This is a genomic window from Herbaspirillum sp. 1173 (assembly GCF_031455335.1).
GTDB lineage: Bacteria > Pseudomonadota > Gammaproteobacteria > Burkholderiales > Burkholderiaceae_D > Herbaspirillum > Herbaspirillum huttiense.
In genome coordinates this window covers 72,544-85,493 of the sequence record NZ_JAVDSP010000014.1, presented here as the reverse complement: position 1 = coordinate 85,493, position 12,950 = coordinate 72,544, and the positions used below count along the sequence as shown (strand labels likewise).

The 12,950-nt window shown below is 52.3% G+C and carries 7 protein-coding genes and 1 pseudogene; 5 read left to right on the top strand and 3 right to left on the bottom strand.

What is annotated here, in order from left to right; all coding sequences use genetic code 11:
- The first annotated feature begins 586 nt into the window (after positions 1-586).
- From J2X56_RS26290 to J2X56_RS26270, 5 genes are read left to right on the top strand one after another with little or no spacing between them, the layout of a single operon-like run.
- The gene (locus J2X56_RS26290; RefSeq protein ID WP_310164068.1) at positions 587-778 is read left to right on the top strand and encodes a hypothetical protein; all 192 of its coding nucleotides are present in this window, start codon (positions 587-589) and stop codon (positions 776-778) included.
- Positions 775-3,171 carry an EcoAI/FtnUII family type I restriction enzme subunit R gene (gene hsdR, locus J2X56_RS26285; protein WP_310164065.1) on the top strand — a complete coding sequence of 799 codons (2,397 nt, stop codon included), beginning with the start codon at positions 775-777 and terminating at the stop codon, positions 3,169-3,171. Before J2X56_RS26290 ends, hsdR begins: the two co-directional genes overlap by 4 nt.
- A 23-nt stretch (positions 3,172-3,194) precedes the next feature.
- The gene (locus J2X56_RS26280) at positions 3,195-4,667 is read left to right on the top strand and encodes a class I SAM-dependent DNA methyltransferase (protein ID WP_310164063.1); all 1,473 of its coding nucleotides are present in this window, start codon (positions 3,195-3,197) and stop codon (positions 4,665-4,667) included.
- A complete protein-coding gene (locus tag J2X56_RS26275; RefSeq protein WP_310164061.1) occupies positions 4,664-6,367 on the top strand; it encodes a restriction endonuclease subunit S in 1,704 nt (567 codons plus the stop codon). Before J2X56_RS26280 ends, J2X56_RS26275 begins: the two co-directional genes overlap by 4 nt.
- Positions 6,368-6,376: 9 nt before the next feature.
- Positions 6,377-8,263, top strand: a complete 1,887-nt coding sequence (locus tag J2X56_RS26270; protein ID WP_310164059.1) for an AAA family ATPase — start codon at positions 6,377-6,379, stop codon at positions 8,261-8,263.
- Positions 8,264-8,399: 136 nt separating this feature from the next.
- Here J2X56_RS26270 and J2X56_RS26265 read toward each other — a convergent pair.
- The 3 genes and pseudogenes from J2X56_RS26265 to J2X56_RS26255 form a co-directional block, all read right to left on the bottom strand.
- Positions 8,400-8,531: pseudogene (locus J2X56_RS26265) on the bottom strand (IS3 family transposase); the annotation flags it as partial.
- An 841-nt stretch (positions 8,532-9,372) separates the two neighbouring features.
- Positions 9,373-11,106 (bottom strand): ATP-dependent helicase, encoded by a 1,734-nt coding sequence (locus tag J2X56_RS26260; protein WP_310164057.1) that lies wholly within the window; start codon positions 11,104-11,106, stop codon positions 9,373-9,375.
- Positions 11,103-12,917 carry an AAA family ATPase gene (locus tag J2X56_RS26255; RefSeq protein WP_310164056.1) on the bottom strand — a complete coding sequence of 605 codons (1,815 nt, stop codon included), beginning with the start codon at positions 12,915-12,917 and terminating at the stop codon, positions 11,103-11,105. The genes J2X56_RS26260 and J2X56_RS26255 overlap by 4 nt, the downstream gene beginning before the upstream one ends.
- Positions 12,918-12,950: the final 33 nt, after the last annotated feature.

The following is a 12,950-nucleotide window of genomic DNA, read 5'->3' as shown; positions in this document are numbered from 1 at the left end:
GCTCGCTGTCATGAGCAGGATTGTGGTCTAAACATGGGTCAACTTAGGATGCAAATTTCCTGAGAAAGTGGGTCAGATTTCAATGCAATTCAACACTTTACGCGTCCTTTTCTCACCTTGTTGACGAATTTAGTACTCGTACTCGCGCGGCTAGGCAAGAAAAAAAGGCAGTAACCATAGCTTCCCTGAAGAAGGAGCTTAAAGAACTTAGAAACTGGAATGCGCTACTCGCCCGTTCATGCATAGAACTAAAGCTTGCATTAACTCTACTTCAATCCAAATATCAACGTGACACGAAGCCCAAACGGAAGAGCGGCAAGAGTAAGTAGCAGTCCCTTAACTGACCTGCCACCGGAAGTTGGACAGTCTAGCGCCAGAGACGAGCGCTTCCGCCCCGCTTTTCTATACTTCTATAATGCCTGTAAACCAGTTCATTTATTTGTTCAGAATTGCCTTAGACAGCCCTGTAACATACTTTAGCTAGCAAAATTTCTGCTACGGCGTGGGTGCCCCTAGCTAGCCCGATCTCTATCATTTTTGTGCAAAATGCAGTACATTTGCAGCACATCATTGACGAGACGATGCCATGTCACGCTTGAAGGACGAAACCCTGTCTATCCGTACCTCTGCCGAGATCAAGCAGCTATTGCGCTTGGCGGCAGATCGCGAGCGCCGTTCGGTGGCTTCGATGATCGAAATCTTGGTGTTGGAGTACGCGCGAGTTCACGATTTGAAGGCCAGTTCCGCTGAGCACAAGCCGGAAGGAAATGGCGCATGAACAAGAAAGAGCTGTCAGAGCGCGACATCTGCACCAAGTTCATCACCCCCGCACTCGAGCAGGCGGGCTGGGATATTGCTACTCAGGTACGTGAAGAGTTTCCGCTCACCAAGGGGCGCATCATCGTCCGAGGCAAGCTGCACACTCGTGCTCAAAACAAACGCGCCGACTACGTCTTGTTCCACAAGCCCAACATGCCTATCGCAGTCATCGAGGCAAAGGACAACAAACACTCGATGGGCGATGGAATGCAACAGGGGCTGGGATATGCCGAAATGCTGCAAGTGCCCTTCGTTTTCAGTAGCAATGGTGACGGTTTTCTATTTCACAATAAAATTGCCAAAGACGGCGTCATCGAGCGCGAGTTGGCTCTGAACGAATTGCCGGGGCCGGATTTGCTTTGGCAATGGTGGGCAGAACACCTAGGCCTAAACCCAGCACAAAGCGAACTGGTTTCGCAGGACTATTACAGCGACGGCAGCAACAAAACACCGCGCTACTACCAGTTGCTGGCCATCAACAAGACCATTGAAGCCATCGCTCGCGGCCAGAACCGCCTGCTGTTGGTCATGGCCACCGGTACCGGCAAAACCTACACCGCCTTCCAGATCATTTGGCGCTTGTGGAAATCCAAAGCCAAAAAACGCATATTGTTCCTGGCCGACCGCAATATCCTGGTCGATCAGACCATGACCAACGATTTCAAGCCCTTCGGGTCGGCCATGACGAAAATCCAAAAGCGTCAGGCCAACAAGTCGTATGAAATCTATCTGTCGCTATATCAGGCCGTCACTGGCACGGAAGAAGAACGCAACATCTACAAACAGTTCAGCCGTGACTTCTTCGACTTGATCGTCATCGACGAGTGTCATCGTGGCAGCGCGGCAGCCGACTCGGCCTGGCGGGAGATTCTGGAATACTTCTCGTCGGCCACACAGATCGGCTTGACAGCCACCCCGAAGGAAACAAAAGAAGTATCCAACATCGATTACTTCGGTGAGCCGATTTACACCTACTCCCTGCGGCAGGGTATCGACGACGGCTTTCTTGCCCCCTACAAGGTGGTACGCATTGACCTGGATAAAGACCTCACCGGCTGGCGCCCCGACAAAGGCATGGTCGATAAACACGGCAATGAAATTGAGGATCGCATCTACAACCAGCGGGATTTTGATAAAAAACTCGTCCTGGAAAAGCGCACTACACTGGTTGCCAAAAAAATCAGTGACTTCCTAAAGCAAACCAATCGCTTCGATAAAACGATCGTTTTCTGCGACAACATCGATCACGCCGAGCGCATGCGCCAAGCCTTGGTCAACGAGAACGCCGATCTCGTTGCACAGAACAGCAAGTACGTGATGCGCATCACCGGCGACAACGAAGAGGGCAAGGCAGAGCTCGACAACTTCATCTTCCCGGAGTCTAGGTACCCCGTTATTGCCACCACCTCAAAGTTGATGACCACGGGTGTGGATGCGCAGACCTGCAAACTCATCGTTCTGGACCAGCGCATCCAGTCCATGACCGAGTTCAAGCAGATCATCGGTCGCGGCACGCGAATCAATGAGGATTACGACAAGTACTACTTCACTATCATTGATTTCAAGAAGGCAACGGAGCTATTTGCCGATCCTGATTTCGATGGCGACCCGGTGCAAATCTATGAGCCCAAGGGCGATGACTCGCCTGTACCGCCGGATGAGGGCGAGGGGTTACCGGCCCAAGATGGTTTCACCTATCCGCCGACAGAAGAGTCGCCGTGGTCGGGCGTCGCCGAACCTCGGCCCGGCGAGGAGGGCAGTAGCATCCGTCGCTACGTTGTCGCCAATGTAGAAGTCAAAGTGGCGTCCGAGCGGGTGCAGTATTTCGATGCCGCTGGCCGCCTGATCACAGAGTCACTGAAAGACTACACGCGCAAGGCGCTCGCCAGGGAGTTCAGGTCGCTCGATGATTTCTTGCGTCGCTGGAATGATGCTGAGAAAAAGCAAGTCATCATTGATGAGTTAGCCAACGAAGGCGTGTTCTTTGACGCGCTTGCCGAAGAAATCGGCCGCCAGTCAGGCAAGGACTTCGACCCTTTCGATCTGGTCTGCCACGTAGCCTGGGACCAGCCGCCGCTCACCCGAAAAGAGCGCGCCGAGCAGGTCAAAAAGCGCGACTACTTCACCCGCTATGGCGAGCAAGCGCAGCGCGTGCTGCAAGCCCTGCTGGACAAGTACGCTGATGAAGGCGTTGGCCCCATTGAGGAAACCCAGATCCTCACCATTGCCCCTTTCACCAGCTTCGGCACACCCATAGAGATCATCCGCGCTTTCGGCGGGCTGGATAGATACCAACGTGCCATTCACGAACTCGAACAAGCGCTCTACGGCTCATCACAGCTGCGCGCATAACAAAAAACACGGAATCCACAATCATGTCCATCGGTACCCTGATCAAAACCATCCAAGACATCATGCGCAAGGACGTCGGCGTAGATGGCGACGCCCAGCGCATCAGCCAGATCGTCTGGCTGCTGTTCCTCAAAATCTTCGACGACAAAGAGCAGGAATGGCAGCTCACTATTCCCGGCTACAAGTCGCCGCTGCAAAGTCGATTCCGCTGGAGCAACTGGGCCAAAGATGCCGAGGGCATCACTGGAGAAGAGCTGATTGACTTCGTCAACAACGAGCTCTTCCCATCGCTGAAAAGGCTGGCCAACTCCGCTGGCGTAACGCCGCACGGCAAAGTCGTTGGTTCGGTGTTCGAGGATGCCTACAATTACATGAAGTCCGGCACCCTGCTGCGGCAGGTCATCAACACGATTGAAGATGATGTCGATTTCAACTCATCCACCGACCGGCACCTGTTCAACGACATCTACGAAAAAATCCTGGCCGATCTGCAATCGGCAGGCAACGCGGGCGAGTACTACACGCCACGCGCCGTCACTCAGTTCATGGTGGACATACTCAACCCGCAGTTGGGCGAAAGCGTGCTGGACCCGGCCTGCGGCACTGGTGGCTTTTTGACCTGCACCATCGAACACCTGAAAGCACAAGTCAAAACAGCGGCAGACCGCATCACGCTGCAAGACAGCATCCATGGCGTAGAGAAAAAGCCGCTGCCCCATATGCTGGCCATGACCAACCTGATGCTGCACGGCATCGATGTGCCCAGCAACATCCGCCACGACAACACTCTGAGCCGTCCGCTGAAAGATTACGGCCCGAAAGACCGTGTCGACATCATCCTCACCAACCCGCCCTTTGGCGGCATGGAAGAAGACGGCATCGAGAACAACTTTCCGCGCAAGTATCAAACCCGCGAAACCGCCGATCTGTTCATGGCGCTGATCATGCACCTGCTCAAGCAGGACACAGGTCGCGCCGCCGTCGTGCTGCCGGATGGTTTCCTGTTCGGTGAAGGTGCCAAGACTACGCTCAAACGCGAACTACTCGAAGAGTTCAACCTGCACACCATCGTGCGCCTGCCCAAGGGTGTTTTTGCGCCCTACACCAGCATCGCCACCAATGTGCTGTTCTTCGAAAAGGGCGCGCCGACCAAGGACGTCTGGTTCTTTGAACACCAGTACCCGGATGGCTACAAGAGCTATTCACGCTCCAAGCCACTGACCATCGAGGAATTCGATCTCGAAAAAGCCTGGTGGGGTGGCCCTAGCCGCAAGGGTCGCAAGATAACGCAATACGCATGGAAAGTTTCTGCAAAAGAGATAGCCGACAAAAATTACAACCTGGATGCCGTTGGCAAGAACCCGCACTTGGTAGAAGTAGAGCATGGCAAGCCAGAAGACTTGATGCGCGAATATCAGGGAATCGTCGCCCAGCTCGAAACAGCGCAGGCTGCTTTGAAAGCCGAGCTGATGGCGTGTCTCGGGGGCAAGGCATGACTGACGCGACCCGCGATCTGCTCGAACAGCATTTCGACACTGCCTTTGCCGCGCTCGATGGCATTGCCAAGCTGCGCGAACTGATCTTGACGCTAGCCATGCAAGGCAAGCTTGTAGAACAAGACCCTACCGATCAGCCTGCCTCGGAATTGCTGAAAGACATCGACGCCGAAAAACAGCGGCTAGTGAAGGCGGGCAAAATCAAAGCGCCCAAACCGCTGCCGCCCATCAAGTCGGAAGAGGTGCCTTACGCATTGCCGCACGGGTGGGAGTGGGTGAGGCTGGGTGAGATAGGCGTTTGGAAATCCGGCTCCACTCCTAGCAGAACCAACTGCAATTATTACGGCGGGAATATCCCGTGGGTTAAATCGGGAGAGGTTAAACAAGGGCGAATTACCCAGACGGAAGAGACGATCACCGAGCTGGCACTGAACGAATGCTCTCTATCTTTGAATCCAAAAGGTTCGGTGCTAGTCGCCATGTATGGCGCCAACATCGGTGAAGTCGGAATTTTGGAGATCGATGCCACTACCAACCAAGCGATATGTGCATGTCAGACATTCACTGCATTTGATGAGCGATACCTTCTCAATCTTATTTCATCACTTAAGCCGTATTTCATCTCTCAAGGGGCCGGGGCTGCTCAGCCAAACATATCGAGGGAAAAGATCATTGCAACACCTTTCCCGTTGCCGCCAATTGTCGAACAACACCGAATCGTCGCCCGCATCGATCAGTTGATGGCGCGTTGTGATGCACTGGAAACCCTGCGTAAAGAACGGGAAGAAAAGCGGCTGGCCGTGCACGCCGCCGCCATCCAGCAACTGCTCTCCGCACCGAGCGGTTCGGCCTGGGACTTTATCCAGCAGCACTTCGGCGAGCTCTACAGCGTCAAGGCAAACGTCGCCGAACTGCGCAAAGCCATCCTCCAGCTCGCCGTGATGGGCCGTCTCGTGCCGCAAGACCCCACCGATCAACCGGCCTCGGAACTGTTGAAAGAAATCGACGCCGAGAAGCAGCGGTTGGTGAAGGCAGGCAAGATCAAACCGCACAAGCCTTTGCCGACTATCAAACCGGAGGAAGTGCCTTACCAACTGCCGCAGGGCTGGGAGTGGGTGAGGTTGGGCAATGTCGCCCTGTCAAGCGAGTCCGGCTGGAGTCCGCAGTGCAATTCTGAGCCTCGCACAGGCAATCAATGGGGCGTGCTCAAAGTCAGCGCTGTTTCATGGGGAGCCTTTAATCCCAATGAAAACAAAGCTCTTCCCATCTTGGCGCAGCCTCGGCCTGAATGTGAGGTCCAAAGCGGCGATTTCTTGATTTCTCGTGCGAACACAGATGAGCTTGTTGCTCGGAGTGTAATCGTTGGAAATACACCTCCACGCCTCATGTTGAGCGACAAAATTGTTCGATTCAATCTGAGCAGCCACGTCAACAAGTTTTTTATTAATCATGTCAATGGCGCAAATACTTCGCGCGCTCATTACACAAAAAATGCATCTGGCACTAGCAGCTCTATGAAAAATGTCAGCCGCGAAACAATGAGCTTGCTACCGATCCCGCTAGCACCAATTGCCGAACAATGCCGCATCGTCGCCCGCATCGACCAGTTGATGGCCCTGTGCGACACGCTGGAGCAGAAGATCAACGACGCGACGGACAAGCAGACCGAATTACTCAATGCCGTGATGGCGCAGGTGTAGGGAACTGCCATGCGCCTGAAATCACTCACCATCAGCCAGTACAAAAACCTCCGGGACTTCTCTCTGAGCTTCGACGGCAGCAGTTTTATCGACGTATTCGTTGGCAAGAACGGCAGCGGTAAATCCAATCTGTTCGAGGCCCTGCTTGAGATATTCCGTCACCTAGATCAACTTGGTCGCCCCGCCAATGACATCGCCTTTGATTACCTCCTGACTTACGAAATAGAAGGGAAAGAGACCGAGATTGAATGGACGGCGGGCAAGTTACGAATCAACAAAGACGAAGATCGTAAAACGCTTGGGCAAACACCATTTCCCGACAACGTCTTGATCTATTACTCTGGCCACAACACCACTGTTACCGACCTAGTTGTCGATTACGAACAGAAGTTTCGTGGACGTATTAAAGGTGCAAATCTCGACGAAAGCCGCCGCTTTGTCGGCGTTGGCCCAGAGTACAAGGCTCTGCTGCTATCCGTATTGCTGACACAGCCAGAGGGCGTCAAGGCGCGGCAGTTCGTGTGCCAGAAACTGGGAATACAAAGTATTGGCGCTGATCTGCAACTGGTGTTGCAGCGGCCGTCATATGCAGACGGGGCCCTTAAGAAGCTTGGCGTAGACAACATCGAGAACTTCGACCCTCGCACCCACTATTGGGGGGCAGATGGTATCACGCGTGATTTTCTGGACGAATTGGTCACATGCGTCAAGGGCGAGTTTAATCATGGCAATGTGTTTGATGGGGAGAAAGACCGCTATCAAATACCCGTCAACATCGAACTGTTTCAACAGCGCTTTGCTGATCAGTCGCTATCGGACATCTTCCGCCAATTCGATAACCTGAAGACACTGGGCATGCTGGCGGATGTATCGATCCCGCTCACGCTGACCAGTGGCCTGAATGCCACCATCGCTCACTTCAGCGACGGTCAATTCCAGTCGGTCTACATCTACTCGATCGTCGAACTCTTCAAAGACCGCAATTGCCTGATCCTGCTGGATGAGCCGGATGCTTTTCTTCATCCAGAATGGCAGTTTGATTTTTTGCGGCAGGTTTTCGATATCACGGATGCGGCAGCGAAAACCAGCCACGTTTTGATGAGCAGCCACAGCGCTGTGACGCTCATTCCCCACGACAAGAAAAAGATCAAGTTCTTTGACATCAAGAACAATCAGGCAAATTGCTACGATTTGCCGAAAGCGATAGCAATCAAGAAGCTGAGCTCGGATTTAATAAAGTATTCAGAACAGGAGCAGCTGCTCAGCATTATCAATGCAGTCCAGATCGAAAAGAAGCCCGTTCTTTTTACGGAGGGCAGCACCGACCCGATCATACTCAAGGAGGCTTGGTACAAGCTTTATGACGAGGAGATGCCCTTCATCCCGTTCTATGCCTTCAGCTGCACTTACATCAATCAGTTGCTGACCGACAACCGAATTCACGGCGAGATGGGCGGACTGCCTATTTTCGCCTTATTCGATTTTGATAAGGCGTATGACCAATGGAATGGCCTCAACGGAGAGGTGACAGCCAACGATCCATTCAAAGGCTTGATTAAGAAATGGGCCCATGGCGAGTCTTATGCAGTCATGCTGCCGGTCCCTGCCCATGCCGATATTCAGAAGCAGGTTATCCGAAACCCGGCAACTGGCGAAACCTTTGGCGGTGAGTCGTGCTGTGAAATCGAGCACCTTTTTTATGGGCAAGCGCCAACAGCAGACTATTACCATCAAGAACCCTGTGTTGGCGGCACCAAGGTTGTTTTCAAATCAGATAGAGATAAGACTGCTTTCGCCAAAGAGGTCGTGCCAACGCTCGATAAGTCATCCTTTGAGCCTTTCAAGCCAGTTTTTGAGTTCATCAAAGCAAAGTGCAACCCGGTTGCCGCTGCATGAATTGGCGTAGTAGACGACGCCCTCCACTTATAGGATTTACCAAGTGAGTTACCCCAAGCCCTGGAAGAGCTACTCGGACCAACTGGATCAGTTGATTGACCGAGGCATGGCCGTCTCCTATCCTGCGGGCTTACCACTTTCGGCCGAGCACATCCTTTAGCGCAGCGTTGTCCAGCAGGCTTTCTGCCAGCAGTTTCTTGAGCTTGGCATTCTCGGCCTCCAGCGCCTTTAGCCGCTGGGCCTCGGATACCTTGTGTTCGCCTCGCTTGCCTGCGCATTCGGACCATTCGTGAAAATGTGAACAGGCCCTAGACTTGGCTTGTTCAAACATGACCAAATCCGGAACGATGAACAAGTGGCCGGCGCGGTCTCTTGCAAGAATTTCTAACTCTGGTCTGCGCAAGTAATTTGAGTCAACAGTTAGAATTCTCTGCATCCTATTCTCCCAACATTGACAACCAGCATCACGTTCTCCTCCGCCGATGAGAATCATGTGTAAAGTATCTAGGAAGCCTTCCTGTCTAGCGGACAGCATGTTCAGGCTCCGTGCCCTTTAGAATAACCCGTTGGACGCATTACTTTGCACCGTTGCCCGTTTATCTTATCCGCCGAGTCTTGGTGCGACCGCTTAGTTAGAGGTTCCGAGTCACCGTCAAAGTATCAACCTCCTATTAGCCTTTTTTCTTTTCCGGAGCTATTTCCTATGCACGAGAGACAGGTAATCCAATTCGCACCCAAATGCGACAGGCAGTCCGTAAGTACAGTGATCTTGAGCAAGAAATCGGGGACCACATTGCCACGCGATTGGATTTAATTGGCGGCATATCGATCGGTGGCATTTTGGCGCCTTCCGTGGCGAGAGAATTACCAGCTCAGCGAATGGTGAATCTCTTCGAGATGCACGGAGAAGAGATTTTTATGCGCTGATTTAATCTGCTTAGCATCCTGCGCGCGCCAAACCATTTTGAAGCACAATTCTCTCAGCAAGCGGCTTAGTTTCTCGCTCAAGCTTGGTCCAGCCCGAGGGGTTTACTGCAGCTTTGACTCAACTACGCGTGCTAGTTGAGTCATAGGCCATAGATAGGGCACGGTCGGCTGCTGTAGTCTTCTCAAACTCCACCGCCGGCCTGTTGGAAACCAATTTCGTGAAGTCTCTTCTTAACCGCCTGGGTCAAAGTGCCATTTGGAATGGCGACCCATAGTAGGTCTCGCGCGCGAGTTACCGCTACATATCCAACTCGACCATCTTCCGTATCTACGCCATTTATCATTGCTTTAGCAGCCGCAGCTCCAGCGATATAAAGCACGGCATCGATACTTTCCCCTTTGACCTGGTGCACCGTCTCCGCCCGAATTCTCGGACCGTTCTGTGCTGCAAGATCTAGGCCGGCGTTCAGAGCCGCTTCTTTCAATTCTTTTACAGCCAAGCGACGGCCAACATTGTCCGCAATTTCATAATCGGTCTCTTCGCCGATCTCAGCCAGCACTCTCTTTGCGTTTATAACCATTTGTGGATGCCATGTGTTGCGTGCATTTAGCGCGCTATTAGGAAGACCTTTATTCGGATCCCGAACAAATTCCCAGACCTTTCGTCTTAGGACGCGAATGCTGTCATCATCACTAGCATTGGACAGTTTAGAAAGCAGGCCATTCGGAGCATTTGTGAGCAAGCTCACGATTACACGACACACTAAGCGATATGCTCCGAGATAATCTGCTTTTCCGTCTCTCAGTACCGCTGCACTCGCCATGGCTTTCGTAAGGCCGAGACCTCCGGCCTCTGCGGAGCCTGCAATTTTTGCTGTGTGCTTATTCGAACGGCACAAGATAGCAGCATTGCTATGATTGATTTTCTGTCTCACCACCTCAGCATGAAACATGTCCACCAGCTTGGGAATTTCGGCTTCGTCGTAACCGATGTAGTACGCACCCTTTGGAGCAGGCTCGGCGCCGCGTTTGGCCGTATCTCCTCGGCCGGATAGCGCATTCGCGATTGATACGATCACAGGGAGAGAGCGATAATTGGTGGTCAACGGTAGTTCTTTCACTCCTTCGCGCGCCTTGTAGGTTGCAAGGAATTGACCGTCAGCACCTGCAAATTCATATATGCCTTGATGAGGATCTCCAATCAGGGACACTTCAGCGCCGGCCTGAATGAGTAGTTCCAAGATCAGTTGATGCATCTGGCCGATGTCTTGGGCTTCATCTACCAGAATGTGTGGGTAGCGTCGGACAAGTGCTTTTAGTATCAGCTTCTGGGTGGCCAAGACACGGAAACACCAATATCGCCCTAAATCGTAGGTGTATGCACCTGTCTCGCCTAACCTTTCAATGCAGCTCTTTGCCTTACCTTCGTTCAATATTATTCGTGTGTTTTGAAATGAACGAAAGAATTCGAATTTGTCTCCGTTGATTCCAACTTTAATCTCACTGACTCCAATTGGGTATTCGCCGTTATTGCCCTTGTACGAATAATTTGCCAGAAAATCTTCATCACCAGTTACAAGGAAAGCGGAGCGCTTACTCTTCATGGTCCGATGAGCATGCGGTCTCAGAATGTGGGTAGCAATGAAGCCATCCAATGTATCGATATCCACTCGCTCGCGCGCGGGGCCTTGCGGCAATGTCTGTGAATGGACCCGGTAACCCTCCCGAAACGTATTCACCGCAACGTTGGAAAATGAAAGCAGCGCGACTCTTCCTCGTGCATCACCAAGATCCTTCCGCATTTTAACGACACGTCGTATTGCCGTTGCCGTCTTGCCGCTACCTGCACAGGCAATGACAGAGAGAGGTTTCAATGGAGCATCAATGATTGCGTTCTGCTCTATAGAGGGCGTCATTTTTCCTCCGCATCCGCTGCTGCAGCATCGGCAGCAGGTGCGACCTCGGGTGCCGGCTTTGGATCTGGACCCGCATCGGGACAAACATGTTTGATTGCTTGCTCAATGTAGGCTGGCACGGTGCATTTGTTGTTTTTTCGGATCAGGTAGGCCAGGGTCTGCCCGAAGCGCCCCTTCTGAACATTTGTACGTCCTGCAGGGCGCTCAAACATGCCGCTGAACAGCGTTCGTGCTTTTTCTTCCTCGCCCGCACCGTCGACGTCCTTTCCCAATGCCTCCGCGATTTTTGGATGCATTTCCTTCAAGGCTTCCAGCATTGCAGTTCGATTGTCAGCATGAAGCGCTAAATCATATTCGAGCGTTTTCATCCCGCAGAAAACCTTGATGTATTCATCTTCCAGTTTTTTCAGCGCCTGAGCATTGGCTGAAAGTGCAACTTTATCCACCAGAGCCGGATAAACGGGGACCTTCGGCCCGTCTTCTTCGTCCTCAGCTGCGGCTGGGTCTGCATCTGTCAGGACCGCTACGGGTATCTTCAGCGCATTCTTGCCGAACAATGGGAGAAAGCAGTCAAAGTTCAAGCCCTCTACGCTGATAAGACTTACGCCATGATCTCGAAGGTCACGTTCCATGTGCTTGGCCAGTGCATCAACCAACATGAGCTCGGCGGCACCTTCCACAAAAATAACGCGTTTGGCAAAGAAGAGCTCCGCTTTAGTGACATCGAGATAGCGTTCAAGCTTTTCCTTTTTTGTATCTTCGAATTTGGCTTCCCGTGGAAAAAAGGCTTGCACATGGCCTTCGTCTTCAAAGAGACAGGTCAAGGCATCAAGGTTGGCTGTGCTTGCAAAGTTGGGCGAGTGACTCGTCACAAAAAGCTGCACCGGCTTTTCTTCGCCGGCGGCGTGCAAGCTCGCCAAGTACTTGAGTAGGACGGCCTGCAACTGGGGATGTAAATGTGCCTCCGGCTCCTCAACGATAAGACCGCGATAGGCCGCGTCCGGATTTTTGGAAAGTTCGCTAAGCACAACCGCCATGAAAATGAGGTTGTTAAATCCAAGGCCATTTTGTTCGATCTCGAATTTGTCGACTTCGAGCGAGAGTCGAGAGGATAATTTTTGGAAATCGTTGCCCGCGAATCCAATTTCTAGGATTTGCTTGAACTGGTTGCCGAGCATGGCATCATGTCGAACGTCGATTGTCGATTGCGTATCGGCAATGCTAGGCAGTTTTTTTAATTCATCGTCCAGTTGGGCCAACTTGTCATCGATTCGCTGTCTTCCGTCCTTATCGGTTAGACGGTGTAGCAGTCGAGACAATTGACTGTTCCGACTTGGTCGCAGGCTCTGTGAGGCATCTCGTAGCGGTTGCAGATACACACCGCGCAAGTTCTCCATCATGTCAGATGTCAGGGGGACGTCATTGTGGTCTCCGCTCCAACGCTTCACCTTAAAGCGGCCAGTGTTGTCAGGCTCGACGTACTCCACGTGAATATGGGCTTCCAACTTGCCATCCGCTCCCGGCTTTAACGCTGCCAAGAAGTCAGCTTCATCATCTAGCTTTAGATCTCGGAAGACATAATGAAAGCTGATGTCGCCTTCAGGTTTTCCGCCTTTCGGGCTGTGCCGGTCCTCGATCGCAAGCCTCGGATAGGGTTCATCGTGGCCGGCCAAGAGGGCTCGTAGTGCATCGACGACAGCGCTCTTTCCAACATTGTTTGCACCAACCAATACATTGAGTCCAGGTTGGAACTTGAGCGTCACCTCACGCAATTTACGGAAATTTCGGATGGTCAGTTCGGCCAGATACATTTTCTCCCCGTTTAATTTTTTAATTCATTCCGA

Bases quoted from the DNA above. Each gene is read 5' to 3' on its own strand.
- J2X56_RS26270 (WP_310164059.1), top strand. From the start codon at position 6,377: ATGCGCCTGAAATCACTCACCATCAGCCAGTACAAAAACCTCCGGGAC.
- J2X56_RS26260 (WP_310164057.1), bottom strand. From the start codon at position 11,106: ATGACGCCCTCTATAGAGCAGAACGCAATCATTGATGCTCCATTGAAA.
- J2X56_RS26255 (WP_310164056.1), bottom strand. From the start codon at position 12,917: ATGTATCTGGCCGAACTGACCATCCGAAATTTCCGTAAATTGCGTGAG.
- J2X56_RS26290 (WP_310164068.1), top strand. From the start codon at position 587: ATGTCACGCTTGAAGGACGAAACCCTGTCTATCCGTACCTCTGCCGAG.
- J2X56_RS26275 (WP_310164061.1), top strand. From the start codon at position 4,664: ATGACTGACGCGACCCGCGATCTGCTCGAACAGCATTTCGACACTGCC.
- hsdR (WP_310164065.1), top strand. From the start codon at position 775: ATGAACAAGAAAGAGCTGTCAGAGCGCGACATCTGCACCAAGTTCATC.
- J2X56_RS26280 (WP_310164063.1), top strand. From the start codon at position 3,195: ATGTCCATCGGTACCCTGATCAAAACCATCCAAGACATCATGCGCAAG.